Annotated in this window: 15 protein-coding genes; 5 read left to right on the forward strand and 10 right to left on the reverse strand. The window is 69.5% G+C overall.

The genetic code is table 11. The features are described 5' to 3' along the window. Positions 1-244 (forward strand): RCC1 domain-containing protein (locus OXG55_01210; GenBank protein MCY4101874.1); only part of this gene is annotated, 244 nt, incomplete at its 5' end. 503 nt (positions 245-747) lie between these two features. On the opposite strand, the gene OXG55_01215 is transcribed toward OXG55_01210, so the two are convergent. Further along, positions 748-3,060 carry an isocitrate lyase family protein gene (locus OXG55_01215; protein ID MCY4101875.1) on the reverse strand — a complete coding sequence of 771 codons (2,313 nt, stop codon included), beginning with the start codon at positions 3,058-3,060 and terminating at the stop codon, positions 748-750. A gap of 334 nt (positions 3,061-3,394) precedes the next feature. Here OXG55_01215 and OXG55_01220 point away from each other — a divergent pair, with 334 nt between their 5' ends. Next, complete coding sequence (locus OXG55_01220; GenBank protein MCY4101876.1) at positions 3,395-5,581, forward strand: malate synthase G; 2,187 nt, start codon at positions 3,395-3,397, stop codon at positions 5,579-5,581. Between the two features lie 235 nt (positions 5,582-5,816). Next, positions 5,817-7,094: an ATP-binding protein gene (locus OXG55_01225; GenBank protein ID MCY4101877.1), complete on the forward strand. Its 1,278-nt coding sequence runs from the start codon at positions 5,817-5,819 to the stop codon at positions 7,092-7,094. Positions 7,095-7,239: 145 nt separating this feature from the next. On the opposite strand, the gene OXG55_01230 is transcribed toward OXG55_01225, so the two are convergent. The 8 genes from OXG55_01230 to OXG55_01265 form a co-directional block, all read right to left on the reverse strand. Then, entirely contained in the window at positions 7,240-10,824 is a 3,585-nt protein-coding gene (locus OXG55_01230; GenBank protein ID MCY4101878.1) for a UvrD-helicase domain-containing protein, read from the reverse strand. Then, complete coding sequence (locus tag OXG55_01235) at positions 10,821-14,009, reverse strand: PD-(D/E)XK nuclease family protein (GenBank protein MCY4101879.1); 3,189 nt, start codon at positions 14,007-14,009, stop codon at positions 10,821-10,823. The genes OXG55_01230 and OXG55_01235 overlap by 4 nt, the downstream gene beginning before the upstream one ends. 246 nt (positions 14,010-14,255) lie before the next feature. Next, positions 14,256-14,648: a type II toxin-antitoxin system VapC family toxin gene (locus OXG55_01240; GenBank protein MCY4101880.1), complete on the reverse strand. Its 393-nt coding sequence runs from the start codon at positions 14,646-14,648 to the stop codon at positions 14,256-14,258. Beyond that, positions 14,645-14,890 carry a hypothetical protein gene (locus OXG55_01245; GenBank protein MCY4101881.1) on the reverse strand — a complete coding sequence of 82 codons (246 nt, stop codon included), beginning with the start codon at positions 14,888-14,890 and terminating at the stop codon, positions 14,645-14,647. Before OXG55_01245 ends, OXG55_01240 begins: the two co-directional genes overlap by 4 nt. Before the next feature lie 40 nt (positions 14,891-14,930). Next, positions 14,931-15,410, reverse strand: coding sequence for a hypothetical protein (locus OXG55_01250; GenBank protein MCY4101882.1), 480 nt, complete (start codon positions 15,408-15,410; stop codon positions 14,931-14,933). Positions 15,411-15,784: 374 nt separating this feature from the next. Next, a complete protein-coding gene (locus tag OXG55_01255; GenBank protein ID MCY4101883.1) occupies positions 15,785-16,762 on the reverse strand; it encodes a restriction endonuclease in 978 nt (325 codons plus the stop codon). A gap of 647 nt (positions 16,763-17,409) precedes the next feature. After that, on the reverse strand, positions 17,410-18,120 hold the full coding sequence (locus OXG55_01260) for a hypothetical protein (protein ID MCY4101884.1): 711 nt from the start codon (positions 18,118-18,120) through the stop codon (positions 17,410-17,412). 16 nt (positions 18,121-18,136) lie between these two features. After that, positions 18,137-19,024, reverse strand: a complete 888-nt coding sequence (locus OXG55_01265; protein MCY4101885.1) for a site-specific DNA-methyltransferase — start codon at positions 19,022-19,024, stop codon at positions 18,137-18,139. Between the two features lie 281 nt (positions 19,025-19,305). Between OXG55_01265 and OXG55_01270 the strand changes: the two genes are divergently transcribed. Next, positions 19,306-20,616, forward strand: coding sequence for an FAD-binding oxidoreductase (locus tag OXG55_01270; GenBank protein ID MCY4101886.1), 1,311 nt, complete (start codon positions 19,306-19,308; stop codon positions 20,614-20,616). Positions 20,617-20,941: 325 nt separating this feature from the next. Then, positions 20,942-22,207, forward strand: coding sequence for a DUF4143 domain-containing protein (locus OXG55_01275; protein ID MCY4101887.1), 1,266 nt, complete (start codon positions 20,942-20,944; stop codon positions 22,205-22,207). A gap of 210 nt (positions 22,208-22,417) precedes the next feature. Here OXG55_01275 and OXG55_01280 read toward each other — a convergent pair. After that, positions 22,418-22,629, reverse strand: a 212-nt coding sequence (locus OXG55_01280) for a hypothetical protein (protein MCY4101888.1), incomplete at its 5' end; no start/stop codon positions are given.

Consider the following 22,629-nt stretch of genomic DNA (forward strand, 5'->3'; position numbering starts at 1 on the left):
GCCCGACGGGACCTACACCGCCATCACCGCCGGCAGCCTCCACACCTGCGCACTCGACGCCGACGGCGCCGTCACCTGCTGGGGCAGCAACACCGACTGGCTTAGAGGACCCACCGGTGCAACCGACGCGCCCGGCGGCCACTTCACCGCCATCAGCGCCGGCGGCGCTAGTTCTTGTGGTGTGCGCGCCGACGGAGGAGTCGAATGCTGGGGCGACCTCAGCCTCGTTAGACCGGCCGCGTAGGGACTGGAGCCCGCCGCGGGCGGCCCGCCGAACCGGCGACGGTGCGCCGCGACCCGCCAGCAGCCGTCGCCTTCCACCGCCCCCGCAATGCGCGGTCGGGCCGCCCGGCCTTGGCGCCGATCACCTCCGGGCGCGGCCGAACCGTGGCGCGGCGCCGTGCTGGACACCTCCAACTTCCCGCGCGCGAATCGCCGTCGCCATCGCCTCGCGGAACCGTGGCGCGGCGCCGTGGTGGGCACCTCCAACGGCTGGCCGCGTCTGCTTCAAAGCGGCCGTCACGTCCGATCAGTCCCAACCACCGACGGCGCTCACCGTCCCCCGCCCGGGCGAACTGCGGGCGGCGGACGCCCCGTGCTCGCAGCCCGCGCGCGGCGCTCTACGGCCCGAGGTGGGCGGGCCGAATGAGCACCGCAGTGTGCGCTGGGCGGGGCCCGGACCGCCGCGCCCTGGATTCCGGCCTACGCCGGAATGACGACTGACGGCACCGCAGTGCGGGCGGGAGCTCACGGGCGGGCGATGAACTCCTCCAGCGCCTCGGGCTCGGCGGTCAGCGCGGCCACCACGTCCGCGTCCACGTCGGCCACGATGATCTCGCCCACCTCGTCGGCCACCGAGGCGAACAGGCCCTGGCGGTGCATGCTGGCCGTCTGGCTGCGGTTGTCGTCGGTGGGCGTGAGGTAGTGCACCGAGGTGACCTCGTAGCGCAGCATCAGGAACAGGTGCACCAGGGTCATGAGCCGCTTGCGCCGCATCGCCGGCTCCAGCGTGTTCTGGTCGCGCACCGACAGGATCGGCCGGTCCCGGCGGTCGCGCAGCACCGCGAAGACGATGTTGGCGAGCGGCCGGCCCGCGCCGTTGCCGGGCTGCCCCCCGCCGCCGGCGACCGTCAGTTCCAGGATCTCCGAGCCGGCCTTCCAGGGCCGCAGCCGCACCCGCGGCCGCACCCGCAGCCCGTGATGGCCGGCCCACTGCTCCAGCCACTCCTCCAGGGTGCGCGTGGGCACCTCGGTCTGCGCCAGGTGCTGGAACTGCGTCGAGCCCTTGCCCATCGCCCGGGTGGTGGCGGTGCGGCCCGAGCAGGCCATGAGCGCGGCGTCGGCCCGGGGACCGCCGACCAGCGTCTGCGGGGTGCGGTAGGGCGAGTCCACCAGGCGCAGGCGGCGCTGCAGCTTGGCGAGCGCCAGCATGCCCTCCTCGTTCAGGGAGGCGGCGAACTCCTCGCCGGCCATGCCGTCGATCTGGTGGCCGCCGTAGGTGATGAAGTTGAACACGAAGCCCAGCTCGCCAAGCTTCGTTGGGAATTCCCGCATCTCGGCATCGCTCATGCCGGTGGTGTCCCAGTTGAACGACGGCGACAGGTTGTAGGCCAGCATCTTGTCGGGGTGGGTGGCGTGGACAGCCTCGGCGAACTCCCGGGCGTCGCCCAGGTGGGCCGTCTTGGTCTCCATCCACAGCACGTCGGCGAACGGCGCCACCGCCAGCGACTTGGCGACGGCATAGGGAATGCCTCCCTGCACCTGGTAGTAGCCCTCGGGGGTGCGGGCCCCCTCGGCGTCCCAGTAGACGTCGATGCCCGCTTCGGCCGCCCGCTCCCGGGCGCATTCGAACCCGCTCCTGCGGGCGAAGTGCAGCCACTCGCCGGCGCCGATGCCCACGTCGGCGCCCTCGGCGGACCGGGAGGCGATGTGCTCGGCCACGGCGTCGGCGTAGGTGCAGAGCCCCGCGGCGGCCTGCCAGGCCTCCACGAAGGCGTCGGTGACCTCCTCGGCGACCCGCCCGGGTGCGGTGGGGCTGGCCGCCAGCGCCGCGGCGATGGCGTCGGCCACGCCGCTTGCCTCCAACCAGGTGTCGGCCTCGGTGTACTTCGCCTCCGGCAGGGCGTACAGCAGGTGACCGTTGGCGCCCTCCACCCCGGCGTCGGTGAGGCGCCGCAGCACCGCCAGGTACGCCGCCTTGTAGGAGGGCAGGTTGCGCCCCCTCACGCCCAGCACGAAGGGCTGGTCGCGCTCATCGGCGGCGCTGTCAAGCAGGGTGGCGGCCTCGGCGTCGGTGCGCGCCACGATGATGCCCTCCACGCCCATCACGTCCAGTTGGAATCGGGCCGCGTTGAGACGCCTGATCTGCTCGTCGCATCCCACCAGCACCTTGCCGCCCTGGTGACCGCACTTCTTCTGGCCCGGACGCTGGTCCTCGATGTGGTAGCCCGGCACGCCGACCTCCACGAAACGCCGGATGAGGTTCCGGACGTGCGGGTCGCCGCCGTGGCCCGTGTCGGCGTCGGCGATGATGAACGGCGAGTAGTCCACCTCGGGAGCCTCCGCCCGTTCGGCGGCACTCATCCGGGACCTGGCGAAGCTCTGGTTGCGGTCGGCGGTCAGCAGGGCGCGCACGATGCCGGCGGCCTCGTCGGGCACCGAGCTGAGCGGATAGCCGGCAAGGTCGGGGCCGGGATCCTCGTGCAGCGAACCCTTGGCCGACGTGGCCCAGCCGCCGAGGTAGATGCCCTCGATGCCGGCCCGCTTCATGGCGACGGCCTGACCCGGCGAGTACGGCCCGAAGGTGGTGATGCTGCGGCGCTCGGAGAAGAGCCGCCGCAGCAGGGTTCCGAACCGCTCGGCCGCAACCCGGGCGACGGTGTGGTCCTGGCTGATCGACCCCCGCTGCTGGACCACCTGGCGCGCCGAGTACAGGCGCCGCAGGCCGGCGAAGCGCGGCGACGCCATCCAGCGGCGGGTGGCCTCCACCTCGGCGTCGAACCGCTGCCGCGCGCCGTCGGGGTCACCGGCGCCGGCGACTCCCGGAACCTGCTGGGCGATGTCCGCCTCCGGGGCGGTCTCGCCGATGGTCTCTGGCGACAGGACACCCACTGGCCGACACCTCCTCAATCGGTCTCTGCGATCGTGGCTTCGCGAGACAGCGACTTCACGGTCCCGCACTTTATGAGACAAGTTTCCTCAACTTGGTGAGTCTGCGGCACTAACTCGTCTCTAGGGAGGATAACTTTGCTGCTAATTTCTATTTCAGAGAATTCCACGCTCAGTGTGGATTGCCTCCGGGTCCGCTCGCTGCTCCGGGCGCGGCCGACCCTCGCAGATCCCGGCGGCGGTGCCGGCCCGCGGGAGCGGCTGCAGTGGCCCCTAACGTGAGGGCATGGCAGAGAACCGACACGTCACCATCGGCCGCCTGCAGGTGGCGGCTGCGCTCGATGAATTCGTCCGCACCGAACTGGCGCCCGGCACCGGGGTCGAGCCCGACCGGTTCTGGGCCGCCCTGGAGATCCTGCTGGCCGACCTGGAGCCGCGTGCCCGGGCGCTGCTGGCGACCCGGGACGACCTGCAGGCGCAGATCGACCAGTGGCACACCGAGCGGCGCGGCCGACCCCACGACCCCGGCGAGTACGAGGCCTTTCTGCGGTCGATCGGCTACCTGGCACCCGAGCCGGAGACGGTGCGGGTGACGACCGCCAATGTCGACCCCGAGATCGCCGAAGTGGCGGGGCCCCAACTCGTCGTGCCCGTCGACAACGCCCGGTACGCCCTGAACGCCGCCAACGCCCGCTGGGGGAGCCTGTACGACGCCCTCTACGGCACCGACGTGATCCCCGAGGACGACGGCGCCACCCGCGACGGCCCGTACAACCCCGTCCGGGGCGACCAGGTGATCGCCCACGCCCGGGAGTTGCTGGATCGTCACGTCCCGCTGACGACCGGTTCGCACGCCGACGCCACCGCCTACCGGGTGGCCGATGGCTCCCTTGCGGTCGAACTGGCTGACGGGAGCAACGCCGGACTGGCGGCGGGTGCGGAGTTGGCCGGCTACACCGGCGAACCCGGCGACCCCGAGTCGGTGCTGCTGCGCCGCAACGGGCTCGGCATCGAGATCCTCATCGACCGCGACCATCCCGTCGGCGCCGTCGACCGCGCCGGCGTTGCGGACATCCACCTCGAGGCGGCCCTCACCACGATCATGGACCTCGAGGACTCCGTGGCGACCGTGGACGCCGCCGACAAGGTCCTGGCGTACGGCAACTGGCTGGGCCTCATGAGGAGCGACCTGTCGGCCACCTTCAGCAAGGGCGGCCGGGAGATGACCCGCGCGCTGCGGGCCGACTCCCCCTATTTGGACGCCGACGGCAACCCCATGACACTACGGCGCCGCAGTGTCATGCTGGTGCGCAACATCGGTCCGCACATCGAGACCGACGTGGTGCGCCTCGACGGCACCCCGACCATCGAGACGCTGCTCGACGCCGCCATCTGTGCCTGGTGCGCCATGCACGACCTGGCGGGCACCGGCCCGCACCGCAACAGCGCCTCCGGCTCCATCTACATCGTCAAACCGAAGATGCACGGGCCCGACGAGGTGGCCTTGGCGAGCGAGTTGTTCAGCCGCGTCGAGGACATCCTCGGCCTGGATCGCAACACCCTGAAGATGGGCATCATGGACGAGGAGCGCCGCACGTCGCTGAACCTCGCCGCCTGCATCGCCGCCGCCTCCGAGCGGGTGATGTTCATCAACACCGGCTTCCTGGACCGCACGGGCGACGACATCCACACCTCGATGGAGGCGGGGCCGATGATCCCCAAGGCGGAGATCAAGACGGCCACGTGGCTCACCACCTACGAGGACGTCAACGTCGACGTGGGCCTAGCGGCGGGCCTCGTGGGCCGCGGCCAGATCGGCAAGGGCATGTGGACCCGGCCCGACGACATGGCGGCCATGCTGGCCGAGAAGTCCGGCCATCCGCTCTCGGGCGCCTCCACCGCCTGGGTCCCGTCGCCGGTGGCCGCCACCTTGCACGCCCTGCACTACCTGGAGACCGACGTGGCCGCCCGCCAGCGCACCCTGGCCGAGCGTACCCCTGCCCGGGCGCTGGACATGCTGCAGTTCGCCACGCTCCCGCCGGGGCGAGAACTGACGCCCGCCGAGCTGGCGAGCGAGTTGGAGAACAACGCGCAGGGCATCCTGGGCTACGTCAGCCGCTGGGTCGGCCAGGGGGTCGGCTGCTCGAAGGTTCCTGACATCAACGACGTGGCGCTCATGGAGGACCGGGCCACGCTGCGGATCTCGTCCCAGCACATCGCCAACTGGCTGCACCACGGCCTGCTGAGCGCCGAGCAGGTGCATGCCACCATGGAGCGCATGGCCGCTGTGGTGGACGCCCAGAACGCCGACGACCCCGACTACCAGCCGATGTGCGCCGACCTGGCCGCCAGCATCCCCTACCAGGCCGCCGTGGCGCTGGTGATGGAGGGCCTCGACCAGCCCAACGGCTACACCGAGTTCATCCTCATCGAACAGCGCCGCCGCATGAAAGCAGCCCTGGCCGCCGGCTGAGCGGCACCGACCGGGACAGGAGCGCCGAGCGTCCGCCGGCAGCGGACGGAAGCGGGGAGCTGGCAGGCCACCACTGCGGGGCGCACAGCGACACTGCCCCGAGAATCACGGCGGATTAGTCGTGAGAATCACGGTAGTCAGGTGTTGTAATTCACGACAGATATCACATGAGTTTCACGGTAGACGTGATCTGAGTTTCACGGTAGAATCTGTGTGAGTTTCACGGGGGACGCTGATGACCGGACTGATCGAGCGCCGACTCAACGAGATCGTGCGGCAGCGAATGGCAGAGTCCCCGGTGGTGTTGCTGCAAGGGCCGCGCTCGGTCGGGAAGTCGACACTGCTCCGAGCGCTGGCGACACAACACGAACGTCCGGTGATCGATCTGGACGACCTCGCGGTTCGTGCGGCCGTGGCGAACGATCCCGCCTTGTTCACCTCCGGGCACGCGCCGGTGTTCATCGACGAGTACCAACACGTCCCCGACCTGCTGGCAGCGATCAAGGCCGAACTGAACCGCGACGGTTCGCCGGGCAGATTCGTCATCACCGGATCCACGCGCTTCGATTCGCTGCCTCTCGCCTCGCAATCCCTGACAGGTCGACTGCATCGCATCGAGATCCAACCGTTCTCCCAGGGTGAGATCGACTCCCGGCGCGAGCATCTGGTCGAGACGCTGCTCTCCGACCCCGCAGCCACATTGACGCCCGAGCCCTCCGCCACCACGCGCCCGCAGTACGCCACCCGTATCGCCCGAGGCGGGTTTCCAATGGCACTCACCCGCAGCGAGGCAGCACGCCACCGCTGGTTCGACGACTACGTGGCCCTGTGCCTGCAACGCGACCTGCTCGACTCGGGCCGCGTACGCCGCCCGAGTGCGCTCGCTCCCCTGCTCTTACGGCTCGCGGCCCAGACGGCGCAGGTCCTCAACGTGTCGCGGGCGGGCGCTGAGGAGAGTCTGCCCGCGAGCACCGCCTCCGACTACGTCGACCTACTCGAGAGCGTGTTCCTCGTGCGACTGCTGCCGGCCTGGGGTAAGACGCTGCGCGCCGCCACCGCAGCCCGCCCGAAGCTCCACCTAGTGGATTCCGGTTTGGCTGCCCGCTTGCTGCGTCTCACGCCCGACAGGCTCGGCGGACTGGACACCACCTCGTTGCAGCAATTCGGGCACCTGATCGAGACGTTCGTCGTCGGCGAAGTGCTCAAGCAGGCGTCGTGGATGGAGCACCGCCCGCACCTCGGGCACTGGCGCACGCATGACGGGGCTGAGGTCGACCTCGTCATCGAGGACGGGCTAACCGGCTCGGTCGTCGGCATCGAGATCAAGGCCGGGTCCAGGGTCCACCCGCGCGACCGGCGCGGTCTGCGGATGCTCCGCGACCGGCTCGGCAAGCGATTCACCGTGGGCACCGTCCTCTACACGGGCAGCCACTGCATCCGCTTCGCCGACGACGAGCGCATCATCGCACTGCCGATCGACCGCCTCTGGACCGACACCGCCCCGGGCGACTGAGCCGACCGAGCCGGAGAACCCGACGGTTGCACCGAGTTCACGTTCGCCAAGCGGCACCGCAGGATTACAGTCGCCCTGGCCCCCGGCTGGGCACCGCCCGCGTCCGGGTCGAACCGCAGGCCGTGCCATGCCTGCCGGCTCCCGCTCACTCGGATCGGGGCGTGTTGCCTCGCCGCTGTTCGCGTACCCAGCCGGCAGGATCGTCGTCCCATTCGTGCCCCGTGTCAGGCAACGCACCGAGCGCGGAGGTGATGTCGTCCCAGCGCCTGTCGCTCTTGATCTCTGGGCGTGTCGGATGGTCGCGGGGCTCCCCGTCGGCGAGGACTCGGCGGACGTCTTCGATGGCCTCGGGGAGGTCGTCCACCTGCACCTCGTGGGCGCTGTCGGGGCCTAGGAAGACGAACACGCAGCGCGAGACCGCCCGGCCGGTGGCCTCTTCCACCATGAGCGCGTAGGCGGCGATCTGCAGCCGGTAGCCGGGCTCGTCGCGCAGATCGGGGGGCTCGTCGGAGTCGTGGGTCTTGTAGTCGACAATCACGAAGGAGCCGTCGGGCGTCTCGTACAGCAGGTCGATGAACCCCTCTAGGAGGCGGCCCTCTACCTCCGCGGCGGCGTACAACTCGCGCCAGTGGCGTGATCGGGCGGCCTCCCCGACCACCTCGGAACTCAGGGCGCTTCGTACCCGTTGCTCCACGTCAACAGCACGGGAGGAGATGCCCTCGGCACCAGCCTGGTGCCGGGCAGTCCGTCGCAGTTCGGCGTTCCAACGATCCTGCGGCCGGACGGCGGGGTCACTGCCACGGGGACCGCCCTCATCGGGGTCGAACTCAACGGTCTGCAGCGCGCCATGGACCGCCCGCCCAAAGGCGGTGCCGTAGCGACCCGTCCGCCACACCGGACGTTCTCCGCCATCAGGAGTGCCGTCCTTGTCCAGCCCCGCGCGTTGCGCGTCCAACTCGGCTCCGCCGTCGGGCGCGGCTCCGCCGTCCAAGCGGTCGATTTCCGATGCCGCCAGGGTCAACGGGCGCCCGGCCTCGCGCAGGGCGGTGTCCCGTTCGATCCGCCAGCCGTCCAGCGAGCGCGGAGACGAAGACCGCGGAGGCGGCGCCTGGCGCCGCTCGATCCCGAGACCGGCAGCAGGAAGCGCGGCCGCGTTCTCGACCACCATCTCGGCGAGGGACGGATCGGCCTTGGACGACTCGGACCTGCTGAGGCGATGAACCGACACGACGAGGTGGTCCCGGGCGCGGGTAAGGGCGACGTACAGCAGGCGGATCCGCTCGGCGTGCGCCATCAGCTTCTCGCCCGCCTCGTGCTCTACGTAGGTAGCCGTCGACAGCTTCTTGGTGAGCCTGACTCCGTAACCCCCGTCGGACGGCCAGACCACCCCGACCCGGGACTGAGGTGACGCAACGTTGGTTCCCGAGAGGATGACGATGGGGAACTCCCTGCCCTTCGCCCCGTGGATCGTCGTGATCCGGACCGCATCGTCGTCGGTCTCGGAAAGAACGTCCTCGGGCTCTCGGTCCAGCCTGCTGATCTTCCGGTCCACCCAGGCCACGAAACCCCGCAGGCCGCCGGCGGTCCTGCCCGAGAGGCGTGCCTGTTCGCTCTCGCCGAACAACCGGGCCTGCTCAATCACCAGTCGGAGGCTCCGCGACACGTCACGGGCGCGGCGCGGGCCGAAGTAGCCCAACTCCATCAGGCGCCGCTCGCGCACGATCTCCCGGATGGCTTCACTCGAGCTCAGCCAGCGGCAACGAGTGTGCATCCCGCTCAGCCATTCCATCGCCTCGCCGACCGGATGGGCCGTCGGCAGCCCCGCAGGCAGGGGACTCAGGTAGTCCCAACGACCGCCGTGGGCGACCTTGAACCTACAAAGGTCGTCGTCGCCGCAGCCGAAGGCCGGCGACCGCAGGGCGTTGACCAGCGCTGCCTCGTCGGTCGGATCGGCCAGAGCCCGGACGACGGCCATCAGGTCCCTGATCTCTCGGGAGGCCCAGACGAGCGAGCCGGCCTCGATCCGGTAGGGAATCTCGGCGTCACTGAGGGCCTGCTCCAGTTGCGGCAGCGAGGTGCGGGTGGGCAACAGCACGCAGACGTCCTCGAAACGGGCCGGTCGCCAGCCGCCGTCGCCGTCGTCCACGGACCAGCGCCGGTTGACGGCGGTCAGGATGGCATCGGCCACCTCGGCCCCCTCGATCTCCCGCATCTCGCCGGTCGTGACCGACTGAGCGGGATGCTCCTCGGCCCCGAGCACGATCACCGGGGGTCCCTCGGAAGGATCGGCCCGGACCGGCGTCAGCGGCTTGTAGTCGGGCTGGATGTCGAGGCCGTTCCAACCCTTCGTCACCATGAACCCGTCGAACAGTTCGTTGATCCAACCCAGCACGGGCCGCACAGACCGGAAGTTCCGCGTGAGCGACACCCGCTCGTAGGAAGCGGTCTGCTGGACCTGCATGAACAGGGCCACATCGGCCCTGCGGAACCGGTAGATCGACTGCTTGGCGTCGCCCACGAAAAACAAGTGGCCGCGCCCAGTCTCCGATCCGGTCCGCACGGAGCCGTCCGCCGGCCCCGCGGTGGCGATCAGTTCGGCGATGTCCATCTGGATCGGGTCGGTGTCCTGGAACTCGTCAAGGAGCAGTCTCCGGTAGCGGGCTGCCAGCGCGGCCCGCACACCGGCGCCGTGCTCGGGATCGCGTAGCAGGCGCCGCGCCAGCACCAGCAGGTCGTGGAACTCCAGCACGCCTCTCCGCCTGCGGTCCTCGGCGGCCTTCACGACGGCACCGGCCAGGATCCTGGAGAGGTGTTCGACCACCGCGGTGACCACCCGCGCCTTGGCGTGATCGACCGAATCCCCGAGCTTGACCACCGCCTCCCGCACATCCCCCAGCGAGGGTGAGTCGGGCCAGCTGGCGCTCCGGCCGACGTTGCCGACCTTGAAGCTCGGCTGCGGCCCGAACAGCAAGCGGATGAAGTCGTACCCGTCGGGGGCTGCCTCCCCCAAGCGGCCGCCCACCTCGCCGATGCGCCGGAGTCGCTCGCACATCGCGTCGTCGTCGTTCCGGCAGTATTCCGCCAGGCGGGCCGCCCCCCGATACTCGACAACGAGGTGCCTGAGATCCGGCAGGGCCAACGGCGCATCGTCGAGGACTCTCTCCTCCACCAAGTCCCAGTTGGCCTCGAAGGCCTCTGTCAGGTCGCGGAGCGCGGATGCCTTGATACCGAGACTCCTGGAGATCACAACCGTCTTCCAATGGTCGGGACCATCCAGCAGGCTGTCGCGGATCTCATCCCAGCGGTCCTCGAACTCCTCCACCGGGCTGACCTCCACGCGGGGGGGCAGCCCGGCCTCGATGGCGTGCAGGGAGAGGATGCGCAGGGCGAAGCCGTGCAGCGTCGTGACGGCCGCCCCATCCAGTTGCTCCAAGGCCGCGCGGTAGTGCTGCGCCTTGTCGCCGTCGTTGGCTGTCTCCGCGGCGCTGAGCCGGTCCTGCACGACCCGGCGTATGCGATTGCGCAACTCCGAGGCGGCCTTGTCGGTGAAAGTGATAGCGGCGATGTTCTCCATCTCTGTGCCGTCGTCCAGCAGCGACAGCACCCGCTGCACCAGAGACGTGGTCTTGCCCGATCCGGCGCCCGCCTCGACGAACATCGTCTCGACCAGGTTCCCGCTGACGGCATCCCGGGCGGCCTCGTCGCGCGCCACGTCGTCCAGCGTGGTCATGCCTCGGCCCCAGCGTCGTCGTTGGGCTCGGCTAGGTCTCGATACGGCCCCAACTCGGGGCGGCCGCGCTTGCGCTCCCACTCGCGGCGCCGGTCGTTCGTCCCGAGCCGGTCGGCGTTGCAGTAGTCGCACCATGTGCTGTACCGACCGTCCCCCGGTTCAGGGCGGTCGCAGAACACGCCGGTCTCGATGCCCCCGACGATCGTCGCGACCACCTCGTCGAATCGGCGCTGCACGGCCTCGGTCACCTGGAATCCCCGAACCTCTGAGCCGTCGTCAGCCGAGACGAACCAGTAGTAGGCGTTCACCGGGCCGCGACCGCGGTGCTGGGTCGCCTGCGCGGCTCGGCCGTAGACGGGTAGCTGAAGCAGGGTGCCCCGTTGAACGAAGTCGACCTCTACGTCCTCGGGATGATTGTGAGCCGCGCCGGAGCCCTTGGGGAGCTTCCGGATATCCGCAGTGACCTTTCCGGTCTTGTAATCCACCACGATCAAGCCGCCCCGCGACGTGCGATCCACCCGGTCGATCCGGCCGCGGAGCAGGACCTCTTCGCCGCTGGCTAGCCGGACCGGCAGCGGGCCGGCCTCGTCTGTCGGCATGCCGAAGGAGAACTCACCGGCGATCGGCGTGGCGCCGAGTTCTTTGCGACGCCGGTCGTCGTCGTCCAAGAAACGGCGCAGGTCGACCAGGATCTGATTCCGGTCGTGGAACCAGTAAGCCGGCTTGCCGGTCACCCCCTGAGCCTCGGCCTGCCGGCACTGCTCGGCGGCGATCGCCATCAACCGGTCTCGCTGTGCGGGGCTCCAAGGCACCTGGGGCGAGGGTACGGCGCCGTCGCCTAGCTCTCCCACCAGGAACCGCTCAAGGATGCGGTGAACCAGGGCCCCCTTCTCCACCGCGGATATCTCCAGCAGCTGCTCGGCCTGCTCCTGCGGCTCGACGTGCAGGATGTGGCGGAGGAAGTAGCGGAGCGGGCACTTCGCCCAAGTCTCCAGCGAGGTCGCCGAGACCGCTGCGGCGGGCGGCGAGGAGGATGGAACGCCAGCCAGGTTCCCGTCGAAGCGGGTGAACTCCTCCGAGGCCCGGGCCCGACTCAACTCCGCGCCTCGGGCCAGGACGGGGTCGTCGGCAAGCAGCGGGTGATTCGGCAGTTCGCCGGCGCGCCCACCGCAGAGATCGAGATCTTGAAGGCGGAACTCCTGTGCGGTCGCCGGGAACTCGGTTCCGGCGGTACCGCCCGCGAACGAGGGAACGAACTCCAGCCAATCCGCCGCCAGAGACTGCAACTCGCCGGAGGCGACCGGGCGACCCGCCGACTCGCCAGCAGCGTCCAGCCACCAGCGGGATGGATGCCGTTCGGCTCCGCTGCCCATGTCCCCCCTAGCGAAGACGAGCACAGCGGTCTCGGCGGAGGCCAATGTCGCCAGCAGGTCGAGGTGCTGCTGCTCCTGCCGATCCGGGCGCAAGGCAAGTTCGCCTCCTGTTGACTCGCGTTCACGATCCGGGATCAGAGGATCGTCCAGTGGCTGGTTCGGGAAGACGCCCTCGGCCAGACCCAGGATGATCACCATGTCCAGATCCATTCCCAGCGAGTAGCCGATCGGGCCTGTCAGCACCCCTCGCCCGACCCGTCCGATGCGGCCCGCGGCCGCGCTCAACTCCTGCGCGACGGTGGACCGGAAGACACCCGCGCTCGGTCGGGAGTCGATCTCGTCAAGAGCGGGCAGGTGGTTGAGCACGTCCAGCACGGCGTCGGCCGCATCCTGCTCGACCTGCGGCCAATCCTCCCTGGACCGCTCGTCGCCGATGTAGGTCTCGATCAGCTTGCGAGCCCAGTCGCAGAAGTGCTGCCAGGACGCCCGGGAATCTTCAGGGAGCAGGTCTGCGACGAGCGCCGCGACGAATGCCGCCAACTCATCGGCGTCGTCGGCCTCCCGTTCGAGGCGCTCGGCCCGCCACTCGAGCCCCTCCGGGTCGGCTCGCTGAGCTTCGGCCGCCTCTCGCTGCTCGGACGCGAACCGCCCCAACCGCTCGCTCCACTGCTCGGCGCCTCGAACGACGCCGGCCCGGCGCGCGACACGCTCCCAGGCGGCGACGCTGCGAGCACCCCCGGCGGTCCCGCCTGCCGAGACCGCGGCCAAGAGCCCGAACACGTCGCTGCGCCGGAACCCGCGGCCGTTGAGGTCGAGCAGACTCAGCAGACCCCGCCCGACCACCGATCCGGCCGCGCTGTGGCTACTGGGACCGTTGAACTCGACGCCGGCCGAACGCAGATGCTCCTGCACGAGACCGGCGTAAGGCTGCCGGGAGCCGTAGAGGATGGCCATTCGGGCCAGGGGAATCCCGCCGCGGGCCGCGTTCACGACTCGCCGGACCGCGGCACGGACCTCCTCGTCCGCATCGCTGGCACTGACCAACCGACTGCCCGAGGCCGCCGTCGGCGAGACTCGCGGCGGCGACGGGGCGCCCATTCGCCGAAGCGACCCCCGCACGACCTCATCGGCCCGGTCATCCCCGCTCAGCCCCGCGATGACCGACAGTTCGGCGACGCTGGCGAGGCCGGCAAGCAGACGGCCCTGGGAGTTGGTGATGCGCTGCGGCAGGTAGACGACCACCGGACCGAGGTCGGCGGCCGAGCGCGCCCCCGCCCCCGTCGCCAGGGCTTCGACGGCGGCGTCGATGAGGTCGAACTCGTCGATCCAGCGGCGACGCAGGAGTTCTCGCGCCCGGCGGTGAATTCTGACCACCTCGCTCGCCCTGCGGCTCTGCTCGGCCAGCACCTCGAGGGCCGCCTCCGACAAGTCTCTCAACTCGCCGTACGACCGCACCAACGCCTGCTCGGTAGCGGGATGACGGGACACCGCCCGAAAGATCCCCGGTTCGGCGTCCAGCACCTCCCGGACCGCCGCGGCCAGCACGGGTCCGGACATGGGCCGCCCGCCGTCCTCTGTGAGCCGCCAGCGAGCCAGCCGCCCCGCCACGTCGAGGAGCTTCAGGAAGTCCACCGAGATGAGGCTCCCCTGCCGGGCACCCAACGCTCGGCGAGCACCGATGCCAGCAATGTTGGTCGGCACAATGACGGTGACCATCCTCAGCGGGTCGCCGCCCTTCAGCTCCGCGATGCGTTCACCCAGCAGGGCGGTCGCCGGTGGCCCGTAGGGCGTCGACAGGACGTGGATACTCATGCGCCCTCAAGAATGCCGTGCCGCGGCGCCGGTCCGAGAGCGCTCGCCGGGGGCCGCCCGCCGCTGCCCCGACACCCGGCACCGAAGTCCTGTCAACCTCGCCGTGGCGTTCACGCCCGCAACTGTAGGGACCCCCTGCGACAGCCCCGGTATGCGCTGGCAGGACTGGTCTGGTCTCTCCCGCCAAGGGCTTCGTGCACCCGCTCGATGGCTCAGGTCGAGTTCCCTCGGCCGGCGCGAGGCACGCTAGTTCAGGACCTCGATGAGACAGCGGGATCCCGGTGCCCCGGCGAGTCGCCGGTCGGTGGTCAGCAGCGGTGCGCCGACCATCTCGGCTACGGCCACGTAGGCGGCGTCGTAGGGCGTCAGGTTGTCGCGCAGTTCCCAGCAGCGCTCCAGCAGCGGAGCATGAGCCACACGAGTGACGTCCAACTCCGCAAGATGGCGGACGCTCGCGGCGGCCAGCGATGGCGGGAAGTCGCTGTGGTGGACCAGCCGCCTGAGCACGGACACCACCTCGAGGTCGACCAACTGCGGGGCCAGCATCTGCTCGTTTCCGACGCGGAGCGCAACGTCGCGCGCCGCCGCCTCCGCGCCCGCCACGAGCGTGAACACGACGCCGGCATCGACGACGATCAACGCGACTCGCGGTCGTCCCGGATCAGCGCGACGATCTCTTCGGAGTCGAGGTCGCGGTGCGCCGGGTGGTGCAGAGAATCGATCCGCCGCCGGGCCAGGAGTTCGACGATCGTCGTCCGCCGCGCCTCGCGTGCAAGCACATCGAGCATGAACCGCTGCAGCGACTGGCCGGCGTCGGCCGCCCGAGTGCGCAGAACCCGATGGACATCCTCGGGCACGTCTTTCACCTGAATCGTGGGCACAACGCAACTATAACGCCATACTAGCGCCAATGGCGCTACTTCAACGCCAAAAGCTGCTCGAGAGAGCTTCTCCGGACTCGCCGTCTGCGATCCGCTCGACGGCGGGTTCCGGGTGTATGGGCTCGGGTCGCCCGCCCGCAGGCCAGTCCTCCACGGTCAGTTCCTCCATCGGCAAGACCGCCGTGTTGGCGGTGGCCAGACTCGCGTTGACGCCCACAGCAGCCGACGCGATCAGGCAGCCCGACTGATGCAGCGTGACGCCTTGCCGGGCGAACTCCCGTCGCCAGTCCCCTGCCCGGACTCCCTCTGCCACACCGAGCGGCGCAAGCCGGAGTCCTCGGAACAGTCGGCGGGCCACCAGCTCCTCGCTGGACCGCAGACCCCGCCAGATCTCCTCCGCAGAGATGACGCACACCCACGGCTCGATCCCCGCCCGACGGAGTCCGGCGGCGCCCGCCGCGGCGCTACCGCCTCGCTGCGCGTCGATGAGTACCGTCGAGTCCAGAACCAGCCGCGCCATGGCCGCTGGTCGGCGCTCAGCCCGATCGGCGACGACGCCCCGCCGCTGCTCGCGCACCCAGGCAGCAGGGTCGTCGCCCCATTCGTGCCCGGTGTCCGCCAGCGTCCCGAGAGCAGACGTGATGTCCTCCCAACTCCTGTCGTCCTCGATCTCACGACGAACCAGGTCGGTGATGAAGGCGCTCCGCCGCCGGGGCCAACGCGCCGGTCGACTTCGGCGACCAACTCGTTATCAAGAGCTATGTGTAGACGCATGTACCTTGTACAGCACACAAGCGCTCTCGAGGCGCGGGAGCGGAGGGCGAGTTCGCGCAGCAAGCGATCTGCCGGACTCCAGATTGTGTCGTCCAGAGCGCCGTGGTGCCCGACAGTGAGCTAGATCTGCTCGAAAAAGTCCGCCACCACCCTCGACTCCTCGATGGTCCGGGTCGTCACACCCAGGTCGTACTGCTTCAATAGATCGCAGAGTTCCTCGCCATCGACGAGGTCGACGGGCGGAGCACCGTCACGGTTGGCCTCCTCCTTGGCACTCGAGGTGAACGTCCCGGTGGTGATCAGCAGACCCTTATCCCCACGTCCGGCAAGAGCACCCCGGAAGTCGCGCACCTCCTTCGGGGGCACGGCTCCCTGGTACCGCTTGCATTGGAAGTACGTAGGGAACGAGACGAGCGAGACGCGGTAGACACCCACGCCGTCGATGCCCCCATCGCCGGAGCGCCCCAAGACCTTGACATTTCGGAAGCCAGCCTCGCGGAGCAATCTTTGCGTCAGCCGTTCGAAGGCATCGGGTGCCATGCCCTTCAGTTGGCCGAGGAGTTCGTCTTTCCAGCTTCCGACGGGGTCAACTCGTTCCGCAGAGTCGGTGCCATCGGCCTCGATACCGGGCTGCGATTCTCCTCTCCCTCCCGGCGCGTCGCGCTGCTTCCGCAAATCTGTCACGTATGCCCGGTACGCGTTGTACACATCATCGACCTGTTGTTCCGCGAATCCCGCTCCCTGCTCGGTCAGGGACCAGACCCCGCGCGAGGAGTTGGCGACGATGCCGGAGCGTTTCAGCATCGTGCGAACCCATGCGAGTCGGTAGTCGAGTTCGGACTGCGAACTACCCGTGTGGGGTTGCGCCTGCTGTTCCTCGGTTAGGTCCGCGATATCCACCACCTCGTCGGAGATCTCCGCGATGTGCCCGGAGCCGCCCAGTTGGCGGAGTGCCTTGACGGTGGGCCAGATCAGTTCGCGCTGCGTGGGAACGGACTGCTGCATCACCGAGCCACCTGCCATTTCCTTGCGAATCGCCGCCGCGCAGAGTATCTGAGGCCAGCATGGCTGGCGAACTCCCCTCGCCAGCGTAGCCATTGGCCAGAGTCCGGCGAACCTGGGCAACGGCACCCCTAAGATCGTCTACCGGCACCTCGTGGGCGCTGTCGGGGCCTAGGAAAACGAAGACGGAGCGCGAGACCGCCCGGTCGGTGGCCTATTCCGCCATGAGCGCGCAAGCGGCGATCCGCAGCCGGTAGCCGGGCTTGTAGCGCAGGTCGGGGGCCCGTCGGAGTCATGGGTCTTGTAGACGACCACGACGAAGGAGCTGTCGGGGTTTCGTAAAGCAGGGGGATTCGCTCGGCGTGCGGCATCAGCATCTCGCCAGCCTCGTGTGGTGGGTGGGTAACCGTCGAGAGCTTCTTGGTGGGCCTGACTCCGTTCTCTCGATCCGGCCCGCTATGGGGCACCCATCCGCCGAAGCGACCTCCGCACGGCATTAGCGGCCCAGTCCTCCCCGCCGAGCTCTGCAATGGCCGACAGTTCGGCGACGTCGGCGGGGCCAGCCAGCAGACGCCCCGGCCACTGGTGATGCGCCGGGGCAGGTAGACGATCACCTGGCCGAGGTCGGGGGCGAGCGCACCCCCGCCGCCGCGACACCGGCCCCGAAGTCCCGTCAACCTCGCCGTGGCGTTCACGCCCGCAACTGTAGAGACCCCCTCCGACAGCCCCCGCAGCCCCCGCGGTCAGAACCGCTCGGTGTAGGCGGCGCAGAGCCGCTGAACGAACGCGTCGTAGTGGAGAGGATCCCCGACCGCCGGCGCAGGCGGGTCCAGGACGTAGTCGGTCTCCGGCAGGTTCGTGTTGTCCATGCGCACGACGAGGACCGCTGCCGCGTCCAAGCCGTGGTTGCTCGGGCCGGCGCGCAAGCTGATGTTGCGCATCTCGCGGATGCAATGCTCGGCCAATCCGAGCGGGTCCTTGTGCGCCGTCACGTCCCCCTTCAGAGGGGACTTGAAGGTCGGGGCGGCGTTGATGACCATCAACGCCCCGGCAATCGATCCACTGGCGTAGCGATGCACATGGTCGTGATGCGCCTCGAAGTCTCTCTTCCGATTCTTCACCGCCTTGCGGTGTTCGGTCATCACGCTCTTCAACTCCACCGCCAAGTGGACGGTCGCCGGATACGCCCGTCGAATCAGCGAGCGCTCCGGCGGCTCCGTGCCCGGCGGCGGTGCTCCGAGCACGAGGTCGACGTTCCATTGGGACTGCCCGTAGATCAGATCGAAGTTCAGGGCGTAGACAAGGCGCCCGTCCGCCGCCTGCTCCGCGATCCTGGGGCAGTTCTCGATGAGGTCTGCAACGATCGCCTCGCTCAGAGCGTTGGAGTGCTTGTTCGACCTCGGGTGGTACCCCGCTGTCCGGAGGTGCTCGACGAAGGCTCGCGGTGCCACCATGGGTTGGCCAGCAGAGCTACCCGGACTCGCCGTCTGCGATCCGCTCGACGGCGGGTTCCGGGCTCAGATTGGCTCGGCGCAGCCGGCGCTCGGCTAGGTCAAGGTACGACTCCTCGACGTCGTAGCCAACGGAGTCGCGCCCCGCCTTCGCCGCCGCCAGGCACGTCGTGCCCGAGCCGACGAACGGGTCCAGCACGGTGTCGCCGACGAAGGAGAACATCCGGATCAGACGGTTGGGCAGCTCCAGGGGGAACGGTGCCGGGTGGCCCGGCGAGGAAGCGCCGCCGAAGTCGTCCCACACAGCCCGGTACCAGGCGTGATAGTCCTCCTTCGCGATACGCGACTGTTCGCGCTGACGCATCGTGGGCTTGCGGTAGGCACCCGGTTTGCGCAGCAGCAGTATGTACTCGATCTCGCTCTTGATGATCCCGTTGGGCTCGTAGGGCTTGCCGAGGAAGTAGGTGTCGCCGGCGATCTCCGTGGTGAGGTTCGTGCGCTTGTGCCAGAAGATCGGCGTCAACGCGTCGAACCCGCACTCCTGCGCGTGGATGAGGATGTTGGCGTGCAGCGGCAAGACGCGGTGCCGCCCGTGGCGGCGGCGCGACAGGGTCACGTCGCCGACGTTGACGCAGAGACGCCCGCCGGGCACGAGGACCCGGAAGCACTCATCCCAAGCGCGGGCCAACTCCTTGCCGAACAACTCGAAGTCGAGAACGTCGCCCAACTGGTCGGGATGGTCGGGGTACTTCTTCAGGGTCCAGTACGGCGGGGACGTGACGACTAGCGCCACCGAGTCGTCGGTGACCTCGGCCATCCGGCGCGCGTCGCCGAGAACCAGACGATGCCTCGTCCCCGACTGCTCGTATTCCTGTTCCACATCGTTCACGAGTTGCAACTGCTCCATGCCGCCTCACTACACGTTTGTAACTTAGCCTGCGGTCCTGTACGAACGCAGAATGCCGAGGGACTGTGACACAGCGCGCACCTGCCGACGGCAGTTCGACGGGCACGATCCCGGAGTCAGCCCGAATCCGACTCATGGCTCAGCTCGGCTGCGCCGTACGATTCGTGCGCCGAGGCCAGAACTCGGCGCGTCGAGTCCTCCCGGCTCGACCGCCAAGCTCGTGAGGTGAGTGGCGATGCGCCGCGCACGTTGTTATGCGGCAACGCTGAACGGACTCTCCGATGACGGCTCACGACGCTGACGCCGTGATCATCGGCGCCGGGGTGATCGGCGCCGGTGTTGCGTTCGCGTTGGCTCGGCGGGGTCTGGCGACGGTGAGCGTGGAGCGGCTGCCGGGCGCCGGCCAGGGATCCACCAGCTCCTCCAGCGCCGTCGTTCGCTTCAACTACTCCACCCGGGCCGGGGTGGCCATGGCCGTCGAGGGGTTGGGCTACTGGTTGCGGTGGCGGGAGCACGTCGCCGCGCCCACCGGGGCACCGGTGCCGGAGTTCGTGCAGTGCGGGATGCTGGTGTTCAAGGCCCCGGGTGCCAACCACGAGCGGGCGGTCGAGCACTTCGACGCCCTCAGTGTGCCGTACCAGGATTTGGACCGGCGCGAACTGGAACGCCGGTTCCCGTACCTCGACGCCCGCAAGTTCGGCCCGCCCGCCCGGATGGACGACGAGCGCTTCTGGGCGGATCCGGACGAGCACATCGACGGCGCCATCTGGATGCCCGAGGGCGGATACGTGACCGATCCCATGCTGGCGGCCCGCAACCTGGCGGACGCGGCGGCGTCGCTCGGCGCGGCGTTCCTCTACGGGAGGACCGTCGTCGGCGTGCTGCGGGAGGACGACCGGGTGGCGGGCGTGGCGCTCGACGACGGCACCGAGCTGCGCGCCCCCGTCGTCGTGAACGTGGCAGGCCCGCACTCGTCCCACATCAACCGCATGGCGGGCCTGGAGGGCGCCGCCGCGATCTCCACCCGCCCGATGCGCCGCGAGGTCTACGTGGTGCCCGGACCCGAGGCGCTGGACTTCGACGACGCCGGCTGCGTCATGGGCGACCTCGACTGCGGCTTCTACCTGCGCCCCGAGCGCCCTGACAACATCCTGATCGGCAGCGTCGAGGCGGCCTGCGACGAACTCGGATGGGTGGAGGATCCCGACGCCGCCTCGCTGACCCTCACCCGCAGCGAGTTCGAGACCCACGTGCTGCGGGGCGCCCGGCGCATCAGGAACCTCCGCCTACCGCACGAGCAGCGGGGCGTCGTCGGCGTCTACGACGTCACCGAGGACTGGCTGCCGATCTACGACCGCACCGACCTGGACGGCTTCTACGTGGCGATCGGCACCAGCGGCAACCAGTTCAAGAACGCCGCCATCGCCGCCCACTGCATGGCCGAGCTGATCCTGGCGGTCGAGGCCGGCCACGACCACGACGCCGACCCCCTGGTGGTCGAGGGCCCCCACCGCGGTCTGCCCATCGACCTGGGCACCTTCAGCCGCAACCGCCCCCTCGACGCCACCGCCCCGGTCAACGTCCTGGGATAGGTGGCCTCCGACCGAGACCGGCACCGGTTCCGCGGCCAACCACAGAGCACCGGCCGGAGCCCACGTACCACCGACACAATCACCGCCGGCGCGGGACCGTCCGGCACGCCCCTCGTGCGGGCCATCCACCGGCCGCGCACCCGCTACACGGGCGTCGACCCCGCTCTCCCCCACCACGATGACGCGCTGGACGTCCTGGAGCTGATGACTCAGACCGCTCGATATCAATACATTGGATTGGTCGGTATTATTACATCAGAATTGTCTAAATCGATGCATTCGAGTCGTCGGAAACGATACACTGGAGCCGGAGAGGGACGAACGGATGCTGCTGACCCCGGACGGATACCGACCACGGACCACCGAAGGCAACGTCGAGGCCTGCCTGCAGGCCACTCCGGCGGTCCTCATCGAAGGCCCCCGCGGCTGCGGCAAGACCTGGCTGGGTCGGCGTTTCGCCCGCTCGCAAGCCCAACTCGACGATCCCGACACACGACAGGTCTCCGAGATCAATCCCCGCGGAGTCCTCGAAGGCACGACACCGCGCCTTCTGGACGAGTGGCAGTCGGCACCGCACATCTGGAACACCATGCGACATGTGTGCGACGAACGTGGGCGGATGGGGCAGTTCCTGCTCACCGGATCGGCCCGCCCGCCCGACGAGGAGACCCGCCACTCCGGTGCCGGCCGCGTCAGCCGCGTTCGCCTGCGGCCGATGTCGCTGTACGAATCCGGCGACTCAGCCGGTCGGGTATCAGTGGCGGCGCTGCTCGACGGCGCCGAGGTGGGCTTCGCACGTTCTGGACGCGATCTCGACGACATCGTGACGCTCGCCTGCCGGGGCGGCTGGCCACCGGTCGTCGGACTCGCCCCGGACGCGGCGCAACGCTACATGCGGAGCTATCTCACAGAGGTCGTGCGTACCGACGTGCCGAGGCTCGATGGCCGCAGACGAGATCCGGGGGGCGTGTCGCGCCTGCTGGCGTCGCTAGGCCGCAATGCCGGAACGGGCATCTCGAAGAGGAGTCTCGGGCGCGACATCGATCCCGAGCACCCCATGGACGGGAGAACCGTCGGCGCCTACCTCGACGCCCTTCAGCGTCTGTTCGTCGTCGAGGAATCCCCGGCGTGGACGCCGCACCTGCGGAGCAGGACCCCGCAGCGCAGGCCGGTGAAGCGCTATCTGGCCGACCCGGCGCTCATGGTCGCCGCCCTCGAGGCCGGCCCCGCCCGCTTCGCCGGGGACACCCGGTCCCTGGGGATGCTCTTCGAAACGCTGGTGGTGCGCGACCTGCGGATCTACGCCGAAGCGTGCGGGTGTCGCCCGATCTCCTACTACAGGGACGACAGCGGCCTGGAGGTCGATGCCGTGCTGCGACGCCGCGACGGAGCCTGGATCGCCGTCGAAGTCAAGCTCGGCGGCGAGACACTCGTCGAAGCAGGCGCGGAGGCGTTGCTGAAGCTGCGGGAGCGGATCGACGACCGCCGGATCGGAGAGCCGTCTCGGTTGGTCGTCGTCACGGCAGTCGGCTACGCCTACGACCGCCCCGACGGCGTCTCCGTGGTCCCGATCACCGACCTCGCCCCATGAGGCGCCACCTACGCGGCAACTCCCGAGAATTGGCGGCTCGGCCAGTACGCCGGGCTGGAACAGACCGGAATATGCACGACCACGCCGCGATGTGGCCGTCTGCCTATGTCGGAAGGTCGAAGTAGCCGAGCGCAGGATCGCCGATTGGTGGCTCTTCGGATTTGAGCGGGGAGCGGTTCCGCCGCGGGGGCGGGCGGTCGCCCGGCGCGCTCAGGCGGTCGGGGGGCCGAGCCGGCGGCGTTGGGCCGCGAGTTCCGCCTCGGCTGCTGCGGCTCGGCGCTCGGCGGCGCGCCGGGCGGCGGTCTCGCTGTCGGCTCGGTGTTCGGCGGCGCGCCGGGCGGCGGTCTCGCTGTCGGCTCGGTGTTCGGCGGTTCGGTGGGCGTCGTGGAGGTCGTCGGCGTCGAGGAGCCACGCCTGCGCGG

This window comes from bacterium, from assembly GCA_026708055.1.
In the GTDB taxonomy this organism is placed as follows: domain Bacteria; phylum Actinomycetota; class Acidimicrobiia; order Acidimicrobiales; family CATQHL01; genus VXNF01.

Coding starts and splice junctions, on each gene's coding strand:
- OXG55_01225 (MCY4101877.1), top strand. CDS start 5,817: ATGACCGGACTGATCGAGCGCCGACTCAACGAGATCGTGCGGCAGCGA.
- OXG55_01235 (MCY4101879.1), bottom strand. CDS start 14,009: ATGAGTATCCACGTCCTGTCGACGCCCTACGGGCCACCGGCGACCGCC.
- OXG55_01260 (MCY4101884.1), bottom strand. CDS start 18,120: ATGGTGGCACCGCGAGCCTTCGTCGAGCACCTCCGGACAGCGGGGTAC.
- OXG55_01230 (MCY4101878.1), bottom strand. CDS start 10,824: ATGACCACGCTGGACGACGTGGCGCGCGACGAGGCCGCCCGGGATGCC.
- OXG55_01265 (MCY4101885.1), bottom strand. CDS start 19,024: ATGGAGCAGTTGCAACTCGTGAACGATGTGGAACAGGAATACGAGCAG.
- OXG55_01250 (MCY4101882.1), bottom strand. CDS start 15,410: ATGGCGCGGCTGGTTCTGGACTCGACGGTACTCATCGACGCGCAGCGA.
- OXG55_01220 (MCY4101876.1), top strand. CDS start 3,395: ATGGCAGAGAACCGACACGTCACCATCGGCCGCCTGCAGGTGGCGGCT.
- OXG55_01275 (MCY4101887.1), top strand. CDS start 20,942: ATGCTGCTGACCCCGGACGGATACCGACCACGGACCACCGAAGGCAAC.
- OXG55_01255 (MCY4101883.1), bottom strand. CDS start 16,762: ATGGCTACGCTGGCGAGGGGAGTTCGCCAGCCATGCTGGCCTCAGATA.
- OXG55_01270 (MCY4101886.1), top strand. CDS start 19,306: ATGACGGCTCACGACGCTGACGCCGTGATCATCGGCGCCGGGGTGATC.